This is a genomic window from Billgrantia lactosivorans (assembly GCF_003254665.1).
Taxonomy (GTDB): Bacteria; Pseudomonadota; Gammaproteobacteria; order Pseudomonadales; family Halomonadaceae; genus Halomonas; species Halomonas lactosivorans.
This window is the reverse complement of the sequence record NZ_QHGY01000016.1, coordinates 22,837-44,410: the sequence shown is the minus strand read 5'-3', so window position 1 is coordinate 44,410 and position 21,574 is coordinate 22,837. Positions and strand designations below refer to the sequence as shown.

Annotated in this window: 20 protein-coding genes; 8 read left to right on the top strand and 12 right to left on the bottom strand. The window is 66.8% G+C overall.

What is annotated here, in order from left to right:
* Positions 1–54 precede the first annotated feature (54 nt).
* On the bottom strand, positions 55–975 hold the full coding sequence (argF, locus tag DIS04_RS18855) for an ornithine carbamoyltransferase (RefSeq protein WP_111415352.1): 921 nt from the start codon (positions 973–975) through the stop codon (positions 55–57).
* Between the two features lie 171 nt (positions 976–1,146).
* On the opposite strand from argF, the gene DIS04_RS18850 reads away from it, so the two are divergent.
* On the top strand, positions 1,147–1,497 hold the full coding sequence (locus DIS04_RS18850; protein WP_111415331.1) for a Grx4 family monothiol glutaredoxin: 351 nt from the start codon (positions 1,147–1,149) through the stop codon (positions 1,495–1,497).
* Between the two features lie 218 nt (positions 1,498–1,715).
* Positions 1,716–2,360, top strand: coding sequence for an HPF/RaiA family ribosome-associated protein (locus DIS04_RS18845; protein WP_179951308.1), 645 nt, complete (start codon positions 1,716–1,718; stop codon positions 2,358–2,360).
* A 24-nt stretch (positions 2,361–2,384) separates the two neighbouring features.
* On the opposite strand, the gene rnt is transcribed toward DIS04_RS18845, so the two are convergent.
* A complete protein-coding gene (gene rnt, locus DIS04_RS18840; protein ID WP_111415330.1) occupies positions 2,385–3,050 on the bottom strand; it encodes a ribonuclease T in 666 nt (221 codons plus the stop codon).
* A 199-nt stretch (positions 3,051–3,249) separates the two neighbouring features.
* Here rnt and DIS04_RS18835 point away from each other — a divergent pair, with 199 nt between their 5' ends.
* The 3 genes from DIS04_RS18835 (at position 3,250) to DIS04_RS18825 (ending at position 6,131) form a co-directional block, all read left to right on the top strand.
* Positions 3,250–4,470 (top strand): argininosuccinate synthase, encoded by a 1,221-nt coding sequence (locus tag DIS04_RS18835; protein ID WP_111415329.1) that lies wholly within the window; start codon positions 3,250–3,252, stop codon positions 4,468–4,470.
* A 132-nt stretch (positions 4,471–4,602) separates the two neighbouring features.
* Complete coding sequence (locus DIS04_RS18830; protein ID WP_111415328.1) at positions 4,603–4,902, top strand: HlyU family transcriptional regulator; 300 nt, start codon at positions 4,603–4,605, stop codon at positions 4,900–4,902.
* 101 nt (positions 4,903–5,003) lie between these two features.
* On the top strand, positions 5,004–6,131 hold the full coding sequence (locus DIS04_RS18825; protein ID WP_111415327.1) for a DUF294 nucleotidyltransferase-like domain-containing protein: 1,128 nt from the start codon (positions 5,004–5,006) through the stop codon (positions 6,129–6,131).
* A 25-nt stretch (positions 6,132–6,156) separates the two neighbouring features.
* On the opposite strand, the gene DIS04_RS18820 is transcribed toward DIS04_RS18825, so the two are convergent.
* The 7 genes from DIS04_RS18820 to DIS04_RS18790 all read right to left on the bottom strand — a co-directional run bounded on the left by DIS04_RS18820 (position 6,157) and on the right by DIS04_RS18790 (position 15,642).
* Positions 6,157–7,425 (bottom strand): EAL and HDOD domain-containing protein, encoded by a 1,269-nt coding sequence (locus DIS04_RS18820; protein WP_111415326.1) that lies wholly within the window; start codon positions 7,423–7,425, stop codon positions 6,157–6,159.
* Between the two features lie 124 nt (positions 7,426–7,549).
* Entirely contained in the window at positions 7,550–9,553 is a 2,004-nt protein-coding gene (locus DIS04_RS18815) for a methyl-accepting chemotaxis protein (RefSeq protein ID WP_340148180.1), read from the bottom strand.
* A gap of 287 nt (positions 9,554–9,840) precedes the next feature.
* Positions 9,841–12,591 (bottom strand): ATP-binding protein, encoded by a 2,751-nt coding sequence (locus DIS04_RS18810; RefSeq protein WP_111415325.1) that lies wholly within the window; start codon positions 12,589–12,591, stop codon positions 9,841–9,843.
* Between the two features lie 4 nt (positions 12,592–12,595).
* The gene (locus DIS04_RS18805; protein ID WP_422668244.1) at positions 12,596–12,796 is read right to left on the bottom strand and encodes a hypothetical protein; all 201 of its coding nucleotides are present in this window, start codon (positions 12,794–12,796) and stop codon (positions 12,596–12,598) included.
* Positions 12,793–14,856, bottom strand: a complete 2,064-nt coding sequence (locus DIS04_RS18800) for a 3'-5' exonuclease (protein ID WP_111415324.1) — start codon at positions 14,854–14,856, stop codon at positions 12,793–12,795. Before DIS04_RS18800 ends, DIS04_RS18805 begins: the two co-directional genes overlap by 4 nt.
* Positions 14,856–15,227: a response regulator transcription factor gene (locus tag DIS04_RS18795; RefSeq protein WP_111415323.1), complete on the bottom strand. Its 372-nt coding sequence runs from the start codon at positions 15,225–15,227 to the stop codon at positions 14,856–14,858. Before DIS04_RS18795 ends, DIS04_RS18800 begins: the two co-directional genes overlap by 1 nt.
* A gap of 127 nt (positions 15,228–15,354) precedes the next feature.
* A complete protein-coding gene (locus DIS04_RS18790; protein ID WP_111415322.1) occupies positions 15,355–15,642 on the bottom strand; it encodes a hypothetical protein in 288 nt (95 codons plus the stop codon).
* A gap of 326 nt (positions 15,643–15,968) precedes the next feature.
* Between DIS04_RS18790 and DIS04_RS18785 the strand changes: the two genes are divergently transcribed.
* The 3 genes from DIS04_RS18785 to DIS04_RS18775 are packed head-to-tail and all read left to right on the top strand — an operon-like array spanning position 15,969 to position 19,010.
* Complete coding sequence (locus tag DIS04_RS18785) at positions 15,969–17,642, top strand: carbon starvation CstA family protein (protein WP_111415321.1); 1,674 nt, start codon at positions 15,969–15,971, stop codon at positions 17,640–17,642.
* A 15-nt stretch (positions 17,643–17,657) separates the two neighbouring features.
* Positions 17,658–17,957 (top strand): cory-CC-star protein, encoded by a 300-nt coding sequence (locus DIS04_RS18780; protein ID WP_111415320.1) that lies wholly within the window; start codon positions 17,658–17,660, stop codon positions 17,955–17,957.
* Between the two features lie 45 nt (positions 17,958–18,002).
* Positions 18,003–19,010 (top strand): ArsA family ATPase, encoded by a 1,008-nt coding sequence (locus tag DIS04_RS18775; protein WP_111415319.1) that lies wholly within the window; start codon positions 18,003–18,005, stop codon positions 19,008–19,010.
* On the opposite strand, the gene DIS04_RS18770 is transcribed toward DIS04_RS18775, so the two are convergent.
* The 3 genes from DIS04_RS18770 to nth form a co-directional block, all read right to left on the bottom strand.
* Positions 19,007–19,750 carry a YdcF family protein gene (locus DIS04_RS18770; protein WP_111415348.1) on the bottom strand — a complete coding sequence of 248 codons (744 nt, stop codon included), beginning with the start codon at positions 19,748–19,750 and terminating at the stop codon, positions 19,007–19,009. The genes DIS04_RS18775 and DIS04_RS18770 overlap by 4 nt on opposite strands.
* Before the next feature lie 13 nt (positions 19,751–19,763).
* Positions 19,764–20,825, bottom strand: a complete 1,062-nt coding sequence (locus DIS04_RS18765; protein WP_111415318.1) for a carboxysome shell carbonic anhydrase — start codon at positions 20,823–20,825, stop codon at positions 19,764–19,766.
* 94 nt (positions 20,826–20,919) lie between these two features.
* Positions 20,920–21,558 carry an endonuclease III gene (gene nth / locus DIS04_RS18760; protein ID WP_111415317.1) on the bottom strand — a complete coding sequence of 213 codons (639 nt, stop codon included), beginning with the start codon at positions 21,556–21,558 and terminating at the stop codon, positions 20,920–20,922.
* Between the last annotated feature and the right edge of the window lie 16 nt (positions 21,559–21,574).

The following is a 21,574-nucleotide window of genomic DNA, read 5'->3' as shown; positions in this document are numbered from 1 at the left end:
CAGCCAGGCCGCTGGCCGCCCCGTCGGAACGCATTCCGGCGGGGCGGCGCGGGATCAGTGGTCGACCCGGCCCAGCAGCAGGAACTCGATCAGCGCCTTTTGCGCATGCAGACGATTGCCGGCCTCCTGCCAGACCACCGCCCGCGGGTCGTCGAGCAGGGTCTCGCTGATCTCCTCGCCGCGGTGCGCCGGCAGGCAGTGCAGGAACAGCACGTCGGGCTTGGCGCGGTCCAGCATGGCCTCGCTGACCTGGAAGCCGGCGAAATCTGCCTCGCGCTTGGCCTGCTCCTCCTCCTGGCCCATCGAGGCCCACACGTCGGTGGTCACCAGATCGGCACCGACCACGGCCTCGCGCGGGTCGTGCAGCAGGCTGACCCGGTCGCCGGCCGCGGCGAGGATGTCCTGGCGCGGCTCGTAGCCTTCGGGGCAGCACACGCGCAACTGGAAGTCGAACTGGCGCGCGGCGTTGATCCACGAATGGCACATGTTGTTGCCGTCGCCGATCCACACCGCGGTGCGACCGCGAACGCTGCCACGCAGCTCGGTCCAGGTCATCACGTCGGCGAGCAGCTGGCAGGGATGGTAGTCGTCGGAGAGGGCGTTGATCACCGGCACCGAGCTGGCGGCGGCGTAGGTCTCGAGCCCGGCATGGGAGAAGGTGCGGATCATCACGATGTCGACCATCTCCGCCAGCACCCTCGCGGTATCCTCGATCGGTTCACCGCGACCGAGCTGGGTATCCCGCGGCGAGAGGAACAGCGCATGGCCGCCGAAGTGGGCCATGGCCGTCTCGAACGAGACCCGGGTGCGCGTGGAGGATTTCTCGAAGATCATCGCCAGCGTGCGATTGGTGAACGGGGCGTAGGAGGGGCCCTGGGCACGCAGGCGGTTCTTGATCGTGATGGCGCGCTGGACGAGGTAATGCAGTTCTTCAGGGCTCAGGTCCAGCAGGGTCAGGAAATGGCGTGTCGCCATGGCGATCTCTCCGCGCGAAAAAACCACCATCCTATCCAGCCGGCGGGGGATGCGCAATTCGCTCGTCATCAGTAGAATGGGGCCATGAGCAAAAGGCTGAGCAAGACGCTCAGGTATTCCGCTCCAGCGTCTTCCATAGCCCAGGCACTCTTGATCCAACAGGGAGCACCCATGAGCACTACCATCGAGAACATCCAGCGCCAGATCGGCGAGAACCCCATCCTGATCTACATGAAGGGCACCCCCCAGCTGCCGCAGTGCGGCTTTTCCGCCCAGACCGTGCAGGCCCTGATGTCCTGTGGCGAGCGTTTCGCCTTCGTCAACGTGCTCGACAACCCGGACATTCGCGCCGAGCTGCCGAAGTACGCCAACTGGCCCACCTTCCCCCAGCTGTGGGTCGAGGGCGAGCTGGTGGGTGGCTGCGACATCGTCACCGAGATGCACCAGAGCGGCGAACTGGAAACCCTGATCAAGGACGCGGCGGCACGCGCCAAGGCCAAGGAGGAGGGCGGCGACGCCTGATCCGCCCGCGACAAGCCGTGCCGACAGGGCCCGCGAACGTTCGTTTCGCGGGCCCTGTTCATTTCGGTGGTCGCCCAGGTTACGTCGGGAAACCAAAAGCCAAGGAGTGCCGATTGAAATCCCGCGACCCCGCTACCACGCTGGCTGTCAGGAGCCGAAAAGGATTCAGGCAACGAGGAGGCCTACATTCGCGCTTTCTCGAATGACAGGGAGGTAGCATGCAGACACCCTTGGAAATCACCTACCAGCACGTGTCACGCTCCGCATGGATCGACGAGTACGTCAGGTCGCGCGTGGCCAAGCTCGAGCAGTTCAACCGCGATATCGTCTCCTGCCGCGTGGTCATCGAGCAGACCCAGAATCCCCACAAGACCGGCAACCCCTATCGCGCTCACGTCGAGGTCACCCTGCCGGCCAAGGGCGAGCTCGTCGCCGAGAAGAGCGACAAGGTCACCGATCCCCAGGTCCAGCTGCGTCCCATCATCCGCAACGCCTTCGAGGCGATGGAGAAGCAGCTCAAGAAGCAGACCGCCAAGCGCGACGGCAAGGTCAAGCAGCACAATGACGAACCGATGCCGCCGGTGGCCACCGTGGTGCGGCTGTTCGACAACGATGGCTACGGCTTTCTCAAGAGCCTGAGCGGCGAGGAGTTCTACTTCCACCAGAACGCCGTGCTGCACGGCGACTTCGACCGGCTGACCGTCGGCACCCGGGTGCGCTTCGAGCCCGACGAGGGCGAGGAGGGGCTGCACGCCAGCACGGTGCAGATCATCGACAAGCCGGGCGTCGGCGGGGCGGCCGACGGCGAGGACGATCTCGACCTGCCCGCCGGCTGGGAGCAGGACGCCGGCGCCCGTCATTGAACGAGGGCGCAAGCGCCGCGGCGCTCAGAGGTCGTCGAGGCCCTGCTCACGCTGCGCCAGCGACCAGCCGCCCAGGTCCTTGTAGCGGTTGACCATGGCGCAGAACAGCTCCGCGGTGCGCTCGGTGTCGTAGCGCGCCGAGTGCGCCTCCTGGTTGTCGAACGGTATGCCCGCCGCGCGACAGGCGCGGGCGAGGACCGTCTGGCCGTAGACCAGGCCCGCCAGGCTTGCGGTATCGAAGCTCGAGAAGGGGTGGAAGGGGTTGCGCTTGATGCCGCAGCGATTCACCGCGGCATTGAGGAAGCCATGGTCGAAGGCGGCGTTGTGGCCCACCAGCACGGCGCGGGTGCAGCCGTGAGTCTTGATCGCCTTGCGTACCGGGCGAAAGATCTCGCCCAGCGCCTCTGCCTCGGAGAGTGCCACGCGCTGACGCAGCGGGTCGTCGAGCTTGATGCCGGTGAAATCCAGCGCCGACTGCTCGACGTTGGCCCCGGTGAAGGGCTGCACGTGATAGGCGTAGGTGGCATCGGGCATCAGATTGCCCTCCGGGTCCATGGTCAGCGTCACGGCGGCGATTTCGAGTATGGCGTCGCGCTCGGCGTTGAACCCCCCGGTTTCCAGGTCGACCACCACCGGCAGGAAACTGCGAAACCGCTGCGCCATCATCTCGCGAGTGATCGCCTCGCTCATGCGCCTCTCCTCATCACGTGCCTCTCACTGTCGTTTCCGGGACGGCTCCTTGCCGGCGGGCAAGCGCCGCGGCCGGGCCGATTCTCATCGGCGAAAAGTCTAACAGCTTGGCCGCGATACGTCCCGCCGCCGGTATTCGTCGGGCGGCAGCCACGCTATACTGAGCCTCTTGTGACGTTTACCTGAGAGGAGCCCCCGAATGTCCGATGTCAAGAAGGTCGTGCTTGCCTATTCCGGCGGCCTGGACACGTCCGTCATCGTCAAGTGGTTGCAGGAAACCTACAGCTGCGAGGTCGTGACCTTTACCGCCGACATCGGTCAGGGAGAGGAAGTGGAGCCGGCACGCGCCAAGGCCCAGGCCCTGGGAGTGAAGGAGATCTACATCGAGGACCTGCGCGAGGAGTTCGTGCGCGACTACGTCTACCCGATGTTCCGTGCCAACACCATCTACGAGGGCGAGTACCTGCTGGGCACCTCCATCGCCCGCCCGCTGATCGCCAAGCGCCTGATCGAGATCGCCAACGAGACCGGCGCCGACGCCATCTCCCACGGCGCCACCGGCAAGGGCAACGACCAGGTGCGCTTCGAGATGGGCGCCTATGCGCTCAAGCCGGGCGTCAAGGTGATCGCGCCGTGGCGCGAGTGGGACCTCACCTCGCGCGAGAAGCTGATGGCCTACTGCGAGCAGCACGACATTCCCGTCGACTTCTCCAAGAGCAAGAAGAAGTCGCCGTACTCGATGGACGCCAACCTGCTGCACATCTCCTACGAGGGCGGCATCCTCGAGGATCCCTGGGCCGAGGCCGAGGAGGACATGTGGCGCTGGAGCGTATCGCCGGAAGCCGCCCCCGATGCGCCTACCTACGTCGAGCTCACCTATGAGCGCGGCGACATCGTCGCCATCGACGGCCAGCCGATGAAGCCCCACGAGGTGCTCGAGAGGCTCAACAAGCTGGGCGGTGACAACGGCATCGGCCGCCTCGACATCGTCGAGAACCGCTACGTCGGCATGAAGTCGCGCGGCTGCTACGAGACACCGGGGGGCACCATCATGCTGCGCGCCCACCGCGCCATCGAATCGATCACCCTCGACCGCGAGGAAGCGCACCTCAAGGACGAGCTGATGCCCAAGTACGCCAAGGTGATCTACAACGGCTACTGGTGGAGCCCCGAGCGGCGCATGCTGCAGGCCGCCATCGACGAGACCCAGCAGAACGTCTCCGGGGTGGTGCGCATGAAGCTCTACAAGGGCAGCGCCACCGTGGTGGGCCGCAAGTCGGAGCAGTCGCTGTTCGACGAGTCCATCGCCACCTTCGAGGACGATGCCGGCGCCTACAATCAGAAGGATGCCGAGGGCTTCATCAAGCTCAACGCCCTGCGGTTGCGGATTGCCGCGGGCAAGGGCCGCCAGCAGAGCTGAGCGTCTGTCGATTCTCTGCGAGACGCGCCGGCCAGTGGCCGGCGCTCTCGTTTGGTGGGTTCGCATTGAAAGCCCTCGCAGGGGAAGGACTCGTAGGGAAGAATTCGTAGGGAAGAGCTGTAGGAGAGAACAATGCTGAAGAAGCTATTGGGCGGGTTGTTCGGAAGCGGCGAAGCCAAGCCGGGCAATGCCAAGGCCGCCGAGCCGGTCGAGTACAACGGCTACCAGATCGTCTCGGAGCCGGCCGAGCAGGGCGGCCAGTTCCGCGTGAGCGGCTGGATCCGCAAGCCGGGAGCCGCGGGCGAGACCCTGGAACACCGCTTCGAGCGCTCCGACCTGGTGCCGGGCCGCGATGCCTGCGACCAGCTGATGGTGAGCAAGGCGCAGCGCTACATCGATCAGGTCGGCGACGACATGTTCCAGCCGCGCTGAATCCGCAACGACGCCTGCCGGGGAAGCTCATCCCTTGGCCCAAGTGCCATGCTGTCGCTCCCTCGATACACTCGGCTGACGTGTAGGCGATGGGAGACGATATGCGCGTGCTGCATCGGGCCTCGCCCTGGCGAGAACTCTTCGCCGGCAACGACCTGCCGGCACCGGCCGACCTGCTGGCCCCGCTGTGCGAGGCGCTGGACGAACTGGGGCCGAATCCCGACCTGGCGGCCGCCCACGCCTGGCAGCCGCGCCTGGTCGAGGCCCTGCAGCGACTCGACCTCCCGGCCTGGCGCATCGGCCAACTGCTCAGCGACCACAACGACCAGCTCTACCGGCATGCGATCCAGCTCTCCCTCGACGAGATGCAAGGGCAGGGCTGGGGCACGCCGCCGGTGGCCTTCTGCGTGCTGACGCTGGGCTCCGCCGGGCGCCACGAGAGCCTGCTCGGCCCCGACCAGGACAACGCCATGATCGTGGCGGACTACCCGGACGCTCGCCATACCGAGATCGACGGCTTCTTCCAGGCGCTGGGAGAGCGCTTCACCGCAAGGCTCGACGCGGCCGGCATTCCGCTGTGCCACGGCCATGTGATGGCGCGCTGGCCGATGTGGCGCAAGCGGCTCTCGGAGTGGTGCGAGCAGCTCTCGCTGTGGACCCGCGAACGCCGGGTCAAGCGCGTGCAGCAGAGCAACATCCTGCTCGATTTTTATCCGGTGTTCGGCGATGCCGGCCTGGCCGAAGCGCTGGCCGATCACGTCGAGCGGCTCATGCCGCGGGCGGGCCTGTTCCTCGACGAAATGGCCCAGCTGCTCGACGAGCTGCCGGTGGCGCTGGACCGGTTCGGCCGGCTCGCCGCCAGCGACGAGGAGGCGCCGCACGTCAACGCCCTCAATCTCAAGCGCCAGGGCCTGCTGCCGCTGGTCAACGCGGTGCGCCTGCTGGCGCTGCGCCATGCCGTACGGGTGCCCGATACACGCCGCAGGCTGTCGGCGCTGGTGCTCAAGGAGGCGCTGTCGGCGCGCCAGGCGAGGGCGGGCGTCGCGGCCATGGATCGCCTGCAGGAGCGCCTGCTCGCGGCGCAGCTGACGAGCCTGAAGGCGGGCGCCACGGCGGATGGCTGGATCGACATGGCCCGGCTGGAGGACGACCAGCGCCTGCTGCTGCGCCACGACATGCAGGTGATTCGCAGCCTGGTCAGGGCGGCCCGCAGCGGCAGCGCTACCTAGTCGTCCGAGCCGGCTGGCCGGTCGTTCAGCTCAGCGAATCGAGCGAGGCGATCAGTTCGAAAGCGTCGCACTGGGCTTGGCGATAGAGCCTCAGGAGACTGGCTTGCTCATCGCTGAGTCCTGTCTCACGCATGGCGAAATGACGCTCCGTCATTTCTATTCGCTGCAGGATGCTGCCATACGCGCCCTTTCGATGAAGGATGGCCTCGGTTGTCGTGGCGTCGAGCTGGAGGCAATGGAGAAACTCTTCTCGCGGAACACCGAACAGGAGCTCAGCCGTGGATAGCAGTCCCACAAAATAGGCATTCTGTTCACATACCGCATCGTGCTGGGCCAGCATTTCGCAAGCCTTGGCTCGCGTCAGTGCCAATTCGGCATGCTCGGACTGGGCGTCTCCGAGCAGGCCGAACAGCGCGACCCAGCTTGTCAGTCGGCGCAAGCCAAGATGTGTCACCACTCCTCTCAGCGAATTGATGGGAGTGCTTGGACGGTAAAAGGCGCTGTTGGCTACCCGGGTCAGCTTGAGGGCCATCTCCGGGTCGGCCTGTATCAGGGCGATGACTTCACTGGTGTCGGGCTCGGGCTGATGGAGAGCACGAAGCAAGGCTGCGGCTTGCAGCGTGGCTGCGGGAATTTTCCTGCCATATACCGGCATTGGCCGCGCATGATAGTAGCCTTGAAAGAGTTCGAAACCCAACTGCCGGTAAAGATCGCGTTCTTCTCTGGTTTCCACCCGCTCTGCGACCCACTTGAGCTTCAAATGCGACAGTCTGGCCTTGTGTCTTTGCACTTCAGCGGGATCGCAGGCCGAGATATCGACTTTCACATACGATGCCAGGGCAAGCAGGGGCTCCCATTCAGGATCGAAGGCGAAGTCGTCCAGGGCAATCCGGTACCCTTGGCTCTGGAGGCAGCGCACTGCCGCAACCAGATCCCTGGTGGGTACCATGCGCTCCACCAGCTCGATGACTGCATGCCTGGGTGAAAGCGGCAAGAAGTGCTCTGAAAGCAGGATGTCAGCCGATACATTGACGAAGGCGGGTACCTTGAGCGCCTTTACCTTCTGGGTCATGGCGGTGTGGAGTTGGTAGACCACTTCAGCGGTAGCGATACTTTCGCCGATTTCCGTCGCGCTGAGACCGGTTTCGTTGCGATACAGCAACTCGACCGCATAAATCTTGTCGTGCTGGTCAAGAATTGGCTGTGAAGCCAGCAGAAGGCTATCTGCACTACCGATTCCCTGTGTCATTCCCTTCATCTCGGCTTGTAGATCCTTCAGCTTCAGATCGTCCAAAAGGAAATATTCTTTAACACAGGTTAAGGAAATAGGGTTCAACGCAGCATGAATCGAAGCTCGCGGTGGCTGCAGTCCGGCAGGCAGCCGCCGTTCAGGGCGGCTGCCTGCTACGAAGCGAGCCTCAGAAGGTTTCCCACTCCTCCTCGACTTCCTTCTCGCGCCTGGGCTGTTGCGGTTTGGGGTCCGCCACCGGTCGAGCCACGGCCGATGTGGGCGCGGCAAGGGCGAGCCGCGATGGTGGTTGCGGCCGTGCAGCGGGGCTCGCAGGCGCATCGCCCAGCACGAACGTCGACATCAATTCATCGAGCAGGCGAGCATTCTCGTGCATGGTCGAGGCCAGGCTGGCACTCTGGCTGACCATGGCGGCATTCTGCTGGGTCATGGTATCCATCTCTGCCACGGCAGTATTGACCTGCTCGATTCCCGCGGTCTGCTCGCGGGCGCCGGCGGTGATCTCGTTGATCACGTCGGAGACCTGGACGACGCTCTGGCGCAGCTCCTCCATTCGCTCGACCACGCCCTTCACGATGGTGCTTCCTTCCTGGGTATGCTTGACCGAATTGTCGATCAGGCCGCGGATGTCCTTGGCCGCATCGGATGAGCGGCTGGCCAGGTTGCGTACCTCCTGGGCTACCACGGCGAAGCCGCGGCCGTGCTCACCGGCGCGAGCCGCTTCCACCGAGGCGTTGAGCGCGAGGATATTGGTCTGGAAGGCGATGGAGTCGATCAGGCCGATGATATTGCCGATCTTGTTGGCCGATTCGTCGATGGCCGCCATCTTGCTGCTCATCTGCGTCATGGCTTCATTGCTACGCTCGGCCACGCCTGCGGCTGTCACTGCCAGGCCATTGGCCTGCTCGGAGGCTTGGGCGGTGTGCGATACGGTGGAGTGAATCTCTTCCATGGAGGCCGAGGTTTCCTGCAGGTTGGCCGCCGCCTGTTCGGTGCGCGAGGAGAGCTCCTGGGTACCGTCGGCAATGTCGCCTGCTCCGGCCAGGACCATGCGGGCATTCTCGCGTACCTGAAGCAGGGTATCCTGCATGCGCTCGACGAAGGCGTTGAACTGGGCGGCGAGCTGGCCCACTTCGTCCTCGCTGTCCACTTTCAGACGCTGGGTCAGGTCGCCCTTGCCCTGGGCGATATCGGCCATGGCAAGGGTGGTGCGGCGGATGGGTGACAGCACCTTGCGTGCGGAGATCGTCACAATGGTCAGCAGCAGCGCCAGCGTAGCCACGCCGGCAAGCATCAGCGAGAAGAGCAGGCTTCGGCTGACACCGGTGAACACGGTGTCGGGAATGGCGGCGGCCAGCGCCCAGCCATCGGTTCCGTCTATCGGGTGCCACAACATGGTCAGCGCCCCCCCATCAGGCGAGGACACCTGTCCGCTACCGGAACCCCCTTCCATCATCCGCTGGCCCAGGGCGTTGGCACCGCTGAACCCGGCCTGGTCGGCTTCGGTAACGCGCAGCTCCATGCGGACCTCGGGGTCCGGATGAGCAACGATCATGCCGGTACGGTCGACCATGTAACCGTAGCTGCCTTCCCCGGCGTCGATCGCCGAGGTGATGGCGGAAACCGCCTCCATCGAGAGCGTGATACCCAGCAGGCCGACACGCTTGCCGCGTGAATCGAAGATCGTCTCGGCGACCACAGCCGTCGGTTCTCCGCTGACGAGAGAGATTACCGGGTTGCCGAGCAGCCGGTCGGCCGTACCGTCGAGCACCAGTTCCCTGAAGTAGTCACGTTCGGAGATATTCACGCGAGCGCCGGTGTGGGTAATGGTTTCGCCGCTGGCATCGGCAAAGTAGAACGACTCGATGGTGGCATCGCCCGGGTGGCGAGACTCCAGCCATTCGAGGTGCGACTCCACGTCGACGGGCTCGGCGAGGCGCTCATCCTTGGCCAGCCCGCTCAGCAGGGTTCGGTAGCCGGCGATCCAGACGCCGATCTCGTCGGCGCGGGCTTCTACCTGGCGCATGCTGGAATTTTCCACCATGGGAGGAATGGTGGTGTTGAGCTGGGTATGCACGATGACGCCGAGGGCCAGAAATGCCGCCAACAGCGGCAGGCCGATGGCGCCGAGTAATTTTTGCGTAAGTGTCAAGCGGGACAGTGCTCTCATCATGGGCTCTCTTGCTGGGCTCTTTTGCTGGGCTCTTTGGTTGGCTGTCGTTGCGTTCCGCGTCGTGCAGGTTCCGGTGGTTCATGACGCACGGCGCTATGTCACCCGCAGGAGGGGTGAGCAGTGCCGGAGCGGATCAGCGCGTTATTGTTATTGAGTGCGAGGAACAGTCGGGCGGAGGAGTGGCCGCAGCCACTCGGCATGAAGGTTATCGGCAAGAGGGGACAAGACTTTAGCCTGCTCAAGAAGCACCTTGACCGGCTTGGTGCTAGACATGGGCGGTTCGGGGCCTAGATACGGGGCCGATGGCTGTCGAATGCCTCGGGCAGCTCCATCACCAGGCTGGCCCCCTTCAGCGTGGGGGCATCCTCGACCCACAGCCGCCCGCCCAGGTGGGCGACGATGCCGCGGCTGATCGGCAGGCCCAGGCCGCTGCCGCGCGGGCGGCCGCGGGCCTTGCCGCTGGCGGCGCCATGGCGCTTGACCTGGTGGAACTTCTCGAACACCCGCTCGCGTTCGTCGGGCGCGATCCCCGGGCCGTTGTCCTCGACGCTCAGCCTGAAGCTCTGCTTGTGCCGGGCCAAGTGAAGGCGCACGCGCGGGTCGTCGTCGGCGGCGAACTTGCCGGCGTTGTCGAGCAGGTTGATGATCACCTGCTCCAGGCGATCGGGGTCGCCGATGACCGGTGCCTCGTCGAGTTCGAGGTCGACCGCCAACGACACGCCGCGATCCTCCTGCAGCCGGTGCACCGCATCCACGCTGTGGCGCACCAGGGCCACCAGGTCGAGACGCTGGGGGTTGAGCGTCAGGCGCCCGCTTTCCAGGCGCGCCAGGTCGAGGATCTCCTCGATCAGCCGTGACAGCCGCTGGCTCTCCAGCACCACCACCTCGAGAAAGTGGACCCGCTTTTCCTCCGGCAGCTCACGGTTGTCGCGCAGGATCTCGGCAAAGGCGCGAATCGAGGTGAGCGGCGTCCTCAGCTCGTGGCTGACCATGGCGACGAACTCGTCCTTGAGCCGGTCGAGCTCGCGCAGGCGCTCGTTGGCCGCGCGCAGCTCCTCGCCGATGCGCGCCAGCTCGTTGGATTTCTGCTCCAGGCGGCGGTTGTACTCCAGCGTCTGCGAGGTGGTGTCGAGAATGCTGAGGATGGACTCGAGGTCCAGTGCCTCGCCGCGCACCACCGAGTTGATCAGCACCCGCGCCGACGCGCTGCCCAGCGCCCCCGACAGGGCCTGTTCGGCGCGGGCGATCAGCGCCGGCGGAGCGGGGGTCTCGTCGTCCTGGCTGCCCTGGGGGGCGGAGAGTATCCGTGCCGTGGTCCCGGCGCCCAGGTAGCGGTTGAGCAGGCTCTTGAGCTCGCCGCGGGTGGTCTGGCCGCGCCACAGCGAAGTGTGCTGCAGGCCGGGGTTCATGGCCTCGGTGAACAGCGCCGCCTGGGTCTGCTCCACCGGGGTCTGGCGGGTGAACAGCGACACGCCGACCAGCAGCCCGACGTTGGCCAGCAAGCTCCACAGCAGGGCGTGGCTGTAGATGTCGAACCCCTCCAGGCCGAACAGCGCATAGGGGCGCAGCCAGGCCAGGCCCAGCGGGCCATGCTCGAGGAAGGCGGCGTCGAGCCAGCCCGACTGGGCGAAGCCCGGCAGCAGCAGGGTGTAGCACCAGGTCAGGAAGCCGGCCAGCAGACCCAGGGTCGCACCGGCCCGGGTCGCGCCGCGCCAGTACATGCCGATCAGCATGGCCGGGGCGAACTGGGCGGCGCCGACGAACGACACCAGGCCGATGGTCACCAGACTGTAGGAGTCGCCGATCAGGGCGTGGTAGAGGTAGCCCAGCAGCAGGATCAGCACGATCGCCACGCGGCGAATGCCCAGCAGCCAGCCGGCAAGCTCCCCCTGGGAACTCAGGTGGAGCCGCTTGGAACGCAGCAGCAGCGGCATCATCAACTGGTTGCTGACCATGGTGGAAAGCGCAATGGTCTCGACGATCACCATGCCGGTGGCCGCCGACAGCCCGCCGATGAAGACCAGCAGCGGGATGCCCTCGATGCCGGCGGAGAGCGGCAGGGTGAGCACGAAGCTGTCGGGGTCGCCGTTACCCATCGGCAGCAGCAGCCCGGCCATGGCGATGGGGATCACGAACAGGTTGATCGCCACCAGGTAGAGCGGGAACAGCCAGCTGGCGCGCCTGAGGTGACGCTCGTCGACGTTCTCGACCACCAGCACCTGGAACTGGCGCGGCAGGGTAAGGAAGGCGAGAAAGGCGAGCACCAGGGTACCGACCCAGCCGATGGCGCCGCCCGGCACCGCGTCGAGGCTCAGTGCGCCGACCAGCTCGGGCGAGTCGGCCACCTGGCGAAACAGGTCGCCGGGCCCGTTGAACAGCACGAAGGTGACGAAGACGCCGACGGTGAGAAACGCCACCAGCTTGACCAGCGACTCGAAGGCGATGGCCGCCACCATGCCCTCGTGGCGCTCGCTGGCGTCCAGGTGCCGCGTGCCGAACAGGATGATGAACACCGCCAGCACCAGCGCCACCCAGAACGACTTGTCGGTCCAGAAGCTCTCCTCGGCGAGGCGGAACTCGGCCGCTTGCGGATAGTTGACCAGCACCGCATGGCTCAGGGTGATCGCCTTGAGCTGCAGGGCGATGTAGGGCGTGATGCCGATCAGGGCGATCAGTGCCACCAGTGCGCCGAGGCTCGAACTCTTGCCGTAGCGCGCGCTGATGAAGTCGGCAATCGACGTGATGCGCTGGGTGCTGGCGATGCGCACCATCTTGCGGATCAGCATGGGGGCCATCAGCATGGCCAGCGTCGGGCCCAGGTAGATCAGCAGGAAACTGGGGCCGAACTCGGCGGCCCGGCCCACGCTGCCGTAGAAGGTCCAGGCGGTGCAGTAGACGGCGATCGACAGGGCATAGACGGTGGGCGAGCCGATCACCGAGCGGCCCTGTTCGGCGCGCCGGTCGCCCCAGGCGGCGATCACGAACAGCAGCGCCAGGTAGCCGAAGGCGACCGTCAGCACTACCGGGTCGGTTCTCATCGCGTCAGCTGTCCTCTTGCCGATGCTCCATCAGCCAGGCGGCCAGCCCGATGACGAGCAGCCAGGCCACGAACAGGTAGAACGGCAGCCAGGAGAGCCCGGCGGCGGGCGGCCGGTCGAAGACGAGTACCAGCGGTGGCGAGAACAGCAGTGCCGCCAGGCCGATGAGGGCCACCAGCCGGGCGTGGGAGCCGGAGGCATTCACGTACAGGCGTCCTCGCGGTCGAAGGCGGTGGCCTGCAGCGCCAGCGCCTGCTCCAGGGTCTCGATGCCGCGCGCCTCGAGACGCGGCAGCAGCGCCAGCCACAGCTCGGCCGTGACCCGTGCGTCGCCGATCGCCGTGTGGCGGGTCCCCGGCGGGAAGCTGAGGTCATAGCGTTCGGCGAGGGTGTCCAGGTCGTGGCCGTCCAGGCTTTCGTCGAGGGCGCGGGAGAGCAACAGCGTGTCGAGAACCGGCATCTCCAGCGGCGTACCGCTGCCGGTGGGCTGCAGGGCCAGCAGGTCGAAGGCGGCGTTGTGGGCCAGGATCACCGCATCGCCGACATAGTCGCGGAAGCGCGGCAGCACCACCGGCAGCGGCGGGGCGCCGGCGACGTCGCTGTCGGTGATGCCGTGAATCGCGGTGCTGGCCGGGGGAATCGGCTTGCCGGGATCGACCCGCACGTCGAAGGTGTCGCTGGCCAGCAGGCGGCCGTTGACGATGCGGCAGGCGCCGATGCTGATCACGGTATCGCCGCGGCGCAGTTCGAGCCCGGTGGTCTCGGTGTCGAAGGCCACGATCTCCAGTGCGCGCAGCGGGCGCCGGGCCAGCTCGGCGTCCGGCGGCGGCAGATCGGCGATGCCGAAGTCGTGGAATTCCGGCCGCGGCGGCAGCTGGCTGGGCGGGGCGCCGACGCGATCCATGGCGGGCAGCGGCAGGCGCAGGCGCGCATGCTGCCCATCGCTGTCCGCCAGGCTCCAGGCGTCGCTGGCATGCTGGCGCAGCAGGTCGCCGACCCGGGGCGAGAGTGGCAGCGATTCGATCCGCTGCTCGCACCAGGCCGCCAGCTCCCGCTGCGGCAACGGTCTCCCGGGCCAGATCAGGTCGAGATAGACGCGACGGTTGCCGAGCAGGATCTCGCCTTCGAAATGCGTGGTGTCGGCATGCTGGCTGAGCCGCTCGAGCAGCGTCACGAGCATGACCAGCAGCGCCGGGGCGTCGCCCTTGAACCAGGCGGGCATGCCGATGGGTAGCACCTCGATGGGGCCGTCGCCGAGCCGCTCGTTGAGCGATTGCCACAGGTCGTTGGACCACAGCGGCACCAGTCGTTCGCCCTGCTGCTGCATGTCCTCGATCAGGCGCCCGAGATTCTCGATCTCGTCGCCCAGGGCGCGGCTCTCCTCGTCGATCACCGCTTCCAGGCGCTCGCGCAGCGTGTCGTCGATGTGACGCGCAAGGCGCACGCTGCCCAGCGCCTCGGCGGCACTGGCCAGGCTGGCGCCGTGCCGGCGCAGCGGCCCCATGTGCTGGGCCAGCCCGGCCCGGGCGCCCATCTCGCTGGTCCAGGCGGCCGTGGCATCGGTCAGGGTGAGCAGGGTCTCGCCGTTGCTCTGCGGCACCCGGCGCATCACGGTGTGCAGCCAGCGCGCATCGCAGGGGAGCAGCAGTTCCCGCGGCGAGCCGTCCTCCGGCAGTTGCCCCAGCGCATCCTGCAGGCTCGAGATCGGCAGCAGCGCATCGAGGCGCTTGCCGAGGCCGAGCCCGGGGTGCTTCTCGAACAGCTTCTCGGCGGCCTGGTTGAACAGCAAAACCCGACGATGGTGGTCGCACAGCAGCAGTGGCGTGTCGAGCACCTGCAGCAGCGTCTCGAGCTCCTGGCGGATGCGGGCCGCGCTGCGCGCTCCTTCGGCGTGGGCCGTGGCCAGGCGTTGACGGTCGCTGCGCCAGGCCTCGCGCATCCGCACCAGGTCCGGGCCCAGGCCGCGCAGCCAGCCCTCGGGGGGATAGTCGTCGCGGGCATCCGGGTTGGCCACCAGGCGCGCCAGCTGCACCTGCAGGTGGCGCAGCGGGGTGAACAGCATGCGTTCGAGCAGCAGGCCGACCAGGAAGATGGTGACGCCGCCCGAGAAGCAGCCGAGCCACAGCACGAGGCGGGCGAGCCCCTGGGGCTGGAACAGGCTGTCGAGCCAGGCCGCGAAGAGGGCGCCGCCCAGCAGGCTGACGCCGCTGAGCAGCAGCCACAGGCCGATCAGGCGCTGGCGCTTGGGCAGCTTGCCCCCTCTCATCAGGCGTCCTCGGCCAGCAGGGCCTTGACCTTCTCGACCAGCGCCTGGGTCGAGAAGGGCTTGGTCACGTAGTCGTCGGCGCCCAGGGCGAGGCCCTTCTCGCGCTCCACCTCGCGGCCGTGGGCGGTGAGCATGATGATGGGCAACCGGGCGTGACGGGGATCCTGGCGCAGCTGTTCGAGCACATCGAAGCCGCTGATGCCGGGCAGGCTGATGTCGAGCAGGATGAGGTCGGGAGCGGTCTGCTCGACCTTGGCCAGGGCGCCTTCGCCATCCTCGGCCGTCTCCACCTCGAACCCGGCCTGCTGCATCAGGAACTCCAGCGACAGGACGATGTTGGGTTCATCGTCCACCACCAGCACCTTGGCCATGCATGACTCCTTGAGCGTCGTTGTATCTTGTTGATTGTCAGTCTAGTGCGCGCGAAGGGAGCAGCAAAGGCGACCTTGGCACAAGGCGCCCGACGCGCCGGGTGGCCGAGGCGGGAACGGTTGGCGTTCAGTGCGGTTCGTCGCCGTTGTTCTCGAGGCGCCGCGACTTGGGCCCCAGCGGGCCGAGCCACAGCCATACCTGAAGCAGTACCAGCAACGGCAGCAGCCAGGCCGGGGCGCCGGTGGTGCGGGTCAGCACATGGTAGATCAGGTAGGCGGTAACGCCCGCGGCCAGGCCCACCAGGCTGAAGGTGAAGGCGCGCGCCTGGCCCGGCGGGCGGGTGACGCGGAACAGCAAGCCGACGAAGGCACCGAAAGCGCCGGCCATGGCGAGTTGCAGCAGGATCTCTTGCATGGGAAGTCTCGTCGTCAGGAGGCTGGCTTCTTTCCGGCAGGGTAGCGCGGGCTTTTTCCCGGGGCTGTAAGACCTTGGATCAAGCCCCGCGGCAGGCGTAGGGTGGTGAATACCGTGGCTGGGCCTCGCTCGCCGGTATTTCAGGTTCAGTCTACGACTTTAGGGGTAAAAGGCTGGCCGGGTCAGGCCGAAAAGTGGACTTGTCAGGTCACACTGCGCATCCTTGCCGGGCAGCGCCAGGCGCACTGCCCCATCGCTGACGCCTCGCCCAACAGGCGGAGCGAAAAGAACGAAAAGGAACCTTCCTCAAAAAGGAGCTGACCAGAATGAGTGCTATCGTCCTGCTGGTTCTAGGTCTTGCGGGGATGGCCGCGGGGTACTTCATCTACTCGCGATTCATTGCCGCCAGGATCTACCGCCTCGATCCCGACTTCAAGACGCCCGCCCACGAATTCGAGGACGGGGTCGACTTCGTGCCGACCAACCGCTATGTCCTCTGGGGGCATCATTTCACCTCGGTGGCGGGCGCCGCGCCCATCGTCGGGCCTGCCATCGCGGTCATCTGGGGCTGGCTCCCGGCCTTCCTGTGGGTCGTGCTCGGCACCGTGTTCTTCGCCGGCGTGCACGACTCCGGCGCGATCTGGGCCAGCGTGCGCAACAAGGCCAGGTCGGTCGGGGCCCTGACCGGCGACGTCGTCGGCGCCCGTGCGCGCAGTATCTTCATGATCGTCATCTTCCTGGTGCTGCTGATGGTCAACGCGGTGTTTGCCGTGGTGATCGCGGGGCTGATGATGAATTTCTCCAGTGCGGTGGTGCCGGTATGGGGCGCCATCCTGGTGGCGCTGATCATCGGTCAGCTGATCTACCGTCGCGTGCTGAGCCTGGGGATGGTGTCGTTGCTCGGCGTGATCGCCCTCTACGCGCTGATCTTCATTGGCCCCTCGGTGCCGATCCAGATGCCTGCCGAGGTGGGCGCCCTGTCCGGCAATGCGGTGTGGATCCTGATCCTGTTCGCCTACGCCGCCATCGCCTCGATGCTGCCGGTGTGGGTGCTGCTGCAGCCGCGCGACTACATCAACGGGTTGCAGCTGTTCATCGGCCTGATCGTGCTCTATGGCGCCATCGTGCTGCTCAACCCCAGCGTGGTGGCGCCGATGATCAACGGTGACCTGCCGGCGAATACCCCGTCGATGCTGCCGCTGCTGTTCGTCACCATCGCCTGCGGGGCGATCTCCGGCTTCCATGGCCTGGTCTCTTCCGGCACCACCTCCAAGCAGCTGAACAAGGAGACCGACGCCCGCTTCGTCGGCTACTTCGGCGCGGTGGGCGAGGGCATGCTGGCGCTGGCCGCGATTCTGGCCGCCACCGCCGGTTTCGCCTCCTTCGCCGACTGGCAGGCGGTCTACACGGCGTTCGGTGCCGGCGGCGTCAACGCCTTCGTCGAGGGCGGTGCCTACATGATCCACAACGGCCTGGGGCTGCCCGAAGCCACGGCGGCGACCATGCTGACGGTGATGGCGGCGCTCTTTGCCGGCACCACCATGGACACCGGCCTGCGCCTGCAGCGCTACATCTTCCAGGAGTGGGGCGAGATCTATGGCATTCAGTGGATGAACAAGAACGTGCCCGCTACCCTGCTGGCCGTGGGCAGCTGCCTGCTGCTCGCCTTCGGCGCGGGCGGTGCGGACGGTACCGGTGGCATGATCATATGGCCGCTGTTCGGCACCACCAACCAGCTGCTGGCGGGCCTCACGCTGCTGGTCGTCACGGTCATGCTGGTGCGCCTGCGCCGGCCGATGTGGTACACCCTGGCGCCGCTGTGCTTTTTGCTGGTGATGACCATCGCCGCGCTGCTCATCCAGCTGCGCACCTTCTTCAACGATGGCAACTATTTCCTGCTGTTCCTCGATATCGTGGTGCTGATCGCCGCGATCTTGGTGGCGATGGAGTGCGCCTCGGCGCTGAAGCGCTCCCGGGCGGAGGTGGCCAGGCAGGAGTGACCGGAGGAGGTCGTGATGAGCGACGATCGTGGCCCGCATGATCCTCGTCTCGAACGGATTCGGGCCTGGCTGAGCCAGGCCCGTTTCTTCGCCGAGGAGGTCTACTCCGCCCGCTATCGCGGCGCCATCGCCCGTGCGCGGCGGGACGAGGACGACCTGTTCATGCTGCTGGTGTTTGCCGAGATGATGGGCGTGCCCAACCCCGCCGCCTACTACACGCTGGAGCTGCAGCCGCTGCTGCTGGAACGCTTCCACGAGTGGCACCGGCGCATGGGCATGGAGCACTCGCCGCTGGATCATTTCAGGTGTTGCTAGTCGCCGGATTAGCCGCGTAGCCACCATGCTTCGTAGGGTGTGAACATGAGAGAGTTACTCGACAAACGCCTGCTCTGGGTGGGCGGCAAGGGTGGGGTGGGCAAGACCACCGTGGCCGCCTCGCTGGCGGTGCTCGCCGCGCGTCGCGAGCGGCGTGTGCTGGTGGTCTCCACCGACCCGGCCCACAGCCTGGGCGACGTGTTCGACCGCGAGCTGGGCGATGCGCCACGTCGCCTGCTGCCCAACCTGGATGCCATGGAAATCGATCCGGACGCCGAGGTAGAGGCCCACCTGGCGCGGGTCACCGAACAGATGCGCCGCTACGCTGCGCCGCAGATGATGGCCGAGCTGGAGCGTCAGATGCACCTGACGCGACAGTCGCCGGGCACCCAGGAAGCCGCGCTGCTGGAGCGGTTGTCGCGTATCGTCACCGACGATGCCGCACCCTACGACCTGGTGATCTTCGATACTGCGCCTACCGGGCACACCCTGCGCCTGCTGACCCTGCCCGAAGCCATGGCGGCCTGGACCGACGGCCTGCTGGCGCACAACCGCAGGTCCGAGGAGCTGGGCAAGGTGCTTTCCCACCTGACGCCCAGGCGCGGGCGCGACGTCGCCACGCCGTTCGACGATCCCCAGGAGGACGCACTGAGCGATCTCGACGAGCGCACCCGCGACGTGGCACGTACCCTGATCGAGCGGCGGCGCCTGTTCCACCGTGCCCGGCGCCGCATCGAGGATGTCGAGGGAACCGGCTTCCTGTTCGTGATGACCCCCGAGCGGTTGCCGATCCTCGAGACCGTGCGTGCCGTGCAGGCGCTCGAGGCGGTCAAGGTCCCGGTGGCCGGCGTCGTGGTCAACCGGGTGATCCCCGACGCTGCCGACGGGGAGTTCCTGCGTGCCCGGCGTGAGCAGGAGGCCAGCTACCTGATGCGCATCGACGAGCAGCTCGCGCACCTGCCGCGGCCGCGACTGCCGCTGCTGCCGAGCGACGTCCAGGGCATCCCGGCGTTGGAGGAGCTGGCGACGCGACTGGAGGGCGTCGGCTTCTAGGGCAGCAGCCCGCGCAGCCGATGCGCGGCTCGTCCCAGCCATTCGTGCAAGGCGCGCGTACTCTGGTTGAGGTGGTAGGCTCGCGGCAGCCAGGCCGCGAGCCCCTCGGGCGGCGGGCTGGTGAACTCGGTGGGGGCGGGTATGACGGCCAGGCCGCGGGACTCGAACTCCGCCACGGCCCGCGGCAGGTGCCAGGCCTGGGACACCACGGCGACGCGTTCGATGCCCTCGGCGCGCAGCATCTCGGCGCTGAAGCGGGCATTCTCGGCGGTGCTGCGGCTCTCGCCCTCCAGCCAGCGCGCCGGCACGTCGAAGACGTCGCGCAGCGCGGCGGCCATCAGGCTCGCCTCGGCAAACTCCTCGTCATGGACGCGGCCGCCGCTGACCAGGATCGGCAGTTCGGTCTGGCGATGCAGGTGGGTGGCGTAGGCCAGCCGGCGCCAGGTGGGATTCGCCGGCGCATCGCCCCAGCCGAATTCCGGAGCACGGTAGTCGCGACCGCCACCGAGGACGACGATCGCCTCGGCGCTTTCCAGCTGGGCTCGAGCCGGAACGGGGTAGGGCTCCAGCCCCTGGCGCAGCGCATGGCTGGCCATCGGCGTGGCGAGCAGCAGCAGGCCGAACAGGCCCAGCATGATCAGCAGGGCGCCGAGAAAGCGCCTGGGGCTGAGCAGCAGGCCTAGCAGCACCAGCAGCACGTTGAGCGTGGGCGGTAGCAGCAAGATCTTGAGCAGCGTCATCATTGCCTTCCGGTCAAGCGTGTTCGACGAGTTCCAGCCTGCGGCTGGGCCAGTGCACGACGGCGGTTCGCGAGGTCATGCGATGCGCCAGGCCGGGGTGCTCCCGGGCGATGACCTGGGCGGCGAACTCGGCGAGGAAGCACGACTTCAGCTCGGCGCGGGCGCGGTCCACGCCGACCGTTTCGTAGGGGGTCGAGGCCAGCAGCAGGAAGCCGTCGTCGGGGATGCGGCCGGCCTGCATGTTGGCCTCGATGATCGCCGCCGCGGTGCCGATGGGTTCGGAGAGGTCGGGGCTGTAGGGGCCGACGATCAGCGCGGTGTTGGGCAGATGGAGGAAATCGAAGCCCCGCCCGACGCAGATCACCCACTCGCGATGCTCGATGTCGAGCTCGCGGGCGGTGCCGCGCAGCGCGTCGACATGCTGCAGGTTGCCTTTCAGCAGCGGCAGCAGGTCGCGGCGAATGTCGGCGGGCATGGCGGGGCACAGGCCGGCGAGGCGGCGCTCGAGATCGCCTTCCGCGGCTGGCGTGAGTCCGCTGAGGTCGAGGGTCGCGCCGTCGTCGCCATGGACGATGAGCGCATCGGTGTCGGTCTCGAAGCCGCACACCAGCGGGTAGACGTGCCGGTGGTCGCGGCCGAAGATGCGTTCGGCCTGGCGGCGGATCTGGTGGGCATGGGCGAGGGCGGCGCCGGCATCGCAGGCGAAGCCGGCGCAGCCGCGCGTGCGCTCGCCGCGCGAGAAGTGGTAGCTGATGATCAGCAGCACGCCGCTGCCCGCTCGAACGGCGTCATTGACGGCGTCGGTGAGCATCTCGCCGAGGTAGGGCCAGCCCAGGTGAAAGATCCCGCCCAGGTTACGGAACGGGGTGATGATCCCTAGCGGCGTGCGGGTGGCGTGGGGCAGGTGGATGCGCCCATCCATGCACTTCATGGCCAGGATCCGCGTGGGATGGTTGGCCAGGTAGCGCTCTCTAGCCAGCCAGGCAGAAGGGCTGCAGAAGGTGTCGGCGTGCTCGCGCGAAAGCGCCAGCAGCGCTTCGATACGCTCACCGATGGGGCGGTCGTGCAGTGGCATGGTGCGACTCGGTTGTTGTTGTGATGTGTTGTTGCGTTATCCTCCCTGACTGTGCCGATTCATGCAAAGCCTTCATTAGTCTCAGGCGTTGAGTTCACGCCGGGTCGACCTTCTCCTTGTATTCGCAGAGGTCCTCGATCACGCAGCTGCCGCAGCGCGGCCGCCGCGCCACGCAGGTGTAGCGGCCGTGCAGGATCAGCCAGTGGTGCGCATCGCGGCGAAACTCCCTGGGCACGTGGCGCAGCAGTTTCTGCTCGACCTCGTCGACGTTCTTGCCGGGGGCGAGACGGGTGCGGTTGGCGACGCGGAAGATGTGCGTATCCACGGCGATGGTGGGCTCGCCGAAGGCAGTGTTCAGGATCACGTTGGCGGTCTTGCGCCCCACCCCCGGCAGTGCCTCGAGCTCGGCGCGGGTGCGCGGCACTTCGCCGCCATGCTTTTCGACCAGCAGGCGGCAGGTCTTCATCAGGTTCTCGGCCTTGGTGTTGTAGAGCCCGATGGTCTTGATGTGCTCCTTGAGCGCCTCGAGGCCGAGGTCGAGGATCGCCTGCGGGGTGTTGGCCACCGGGAACAGGCGGGCGGTGGCCTTGTTGACCCCCACGTCGGTGGCCTGGGCGGAGAGCAGTACCGCGGTGAGCAGCTCGAACGGCGTGCTCCAGTTCAGTTCCGTGGTGGGTTCGGGGTTGTGCGCGCGCAGGCGGGCGAAGATCTCGTAGCGTTTCTGGGCATTCATGCGGGGGTCTCGTTGC

Excerpts from the sequence above, each read along its gene's own strand:
- argF (WP_111415352.1), bottom strand. The coding sequence starts at position 975 with ATGGCGACACGCCATTTCCTGACCCTGCTGGACCTGAGCCCTGAAGAA.
- DIS04_RS18835 (WP_111415329.1), top strand. The coding sequence starts at position 3,250 with ATGTCCGATGTCAAGAAGGTCGTGCTTGCCTATTCCGGCGGCCTGGAC.
- DIS04_RS18845 (WP_179951308.1), top strand. The coding sequence starts at position 1,716 with ATGCAGACACCCTTGGAAATCACCTACCAGCACGTGTCACGCTCCGCA.
- nth (WP_111415317.1), bottom strand. The coding sequence starts at position 21,558 with ATGAATGCCCAGAAACGCTACGAGATCTTCGCCCGCCTGCGCGCGCAC.
- DIS04_RS18765 (WP_111415318.1), bottom strand. The coding sequence starts at position 20,825 with ATGCCACTGCACGACCGCCCCATCGGTGAGCGTATCGAAGCGCTGCTG.
- DIS04_RS18825 (WP_111415327.1), top strand. The coding sequence starts at position 5,004 with ATGCGCGTGCTGCATCGGGCCTCGCCCTGGCGAGAACTCTTCGCCGGC.
- DIS04_RS18850 (WP_111415331.1), top strand. The coding sequence starts at position 1,147 with ATGAGCACTACCATCGAGAACATCCAGCGCCAGATCGGCGAGAACCCC.
- DIS04_RS18790 (WP_111415322.1), bottom strand. The coding sequence starts at position 15,642 with ATGCAAGAGATCCTGCTGCAACTCGCCATGGCCGGCGCTTTCGGTGCC.
- DIS04_RS18810 (WP_111415325.1), bottom strand. The coding sequence starts at position 12,591 with ATGAGAACCGACCCGGTAGTGCTGACGGTCGCCTTCGGCTACCTGGCG.
- DIS04_RS18830 (WP_111415328.1), top strand. The coding sequence starts at position 4,603 with ATGCTGAAGAAGCTATTGGGCGGGTTGTTCGGAAGCGGCGAAGCCAAG.
- DIS04_RS18780 (WP_111415320.1), top strand. The coding sequence starts at position 17,658 with ATGAGCGACGATCGTGGCCCGCATGATCCTCGTCTCGAACGGATTCGG.
- rnt (WP_111415330.1), bottom strand. The coding sequence starts at position 3,050 with ATGAGCGAGGCGATCACTCGCGAGATGATGGCGCAGCGGTTTCGCAGT.
- DIS04_RS18770 (WP_111415348.1), bottom strand. The coding sequence starts at position 19,750 with ATGACGCTGCTCAAGATCTTGCTGCTACCGCCCACGCTCAACGTGCTG.
- DIS04_RS18775 (WP_111415319.1), top strand. The coding sequence starts at position 18,003 with ATGAGAGAGTTACTCGACAAACGCCTGCTCTGGGTGGGCGGCAAGGGT.
- DIS04_RS18785 (WP_111415321.1), top strand. The coding sequence starts at position 15,969 with ATGAGTGCTATCGTCCTGCTGGTTCTAGGTCTTGCGGGGATGGCCGCG.
- DIS04_RS18815 (WP_340148180.1), bottom strand. The coding sequence starts at position 9,553 with ATGATGAGAGCACTGTCCCGCTTGACACTTACGCAAAAATTACTCGGC.
- DIS04_RS18795 (WP_111415323.1), bottom strand. The coding sequence starts at position 15,227 with ATGGCCAAGGTGCTGGTGGTGGACGATGAACCCAACATCGTCCTGTCG.
- DIS04_RS18800 (WP_111415324.1), bottom strand. The coding sequence starts at position 14,856 with ATGAGAGGGGGCAAGCTGCCCAAGCGCCAGCGCCTGATCGGCCTGTGG.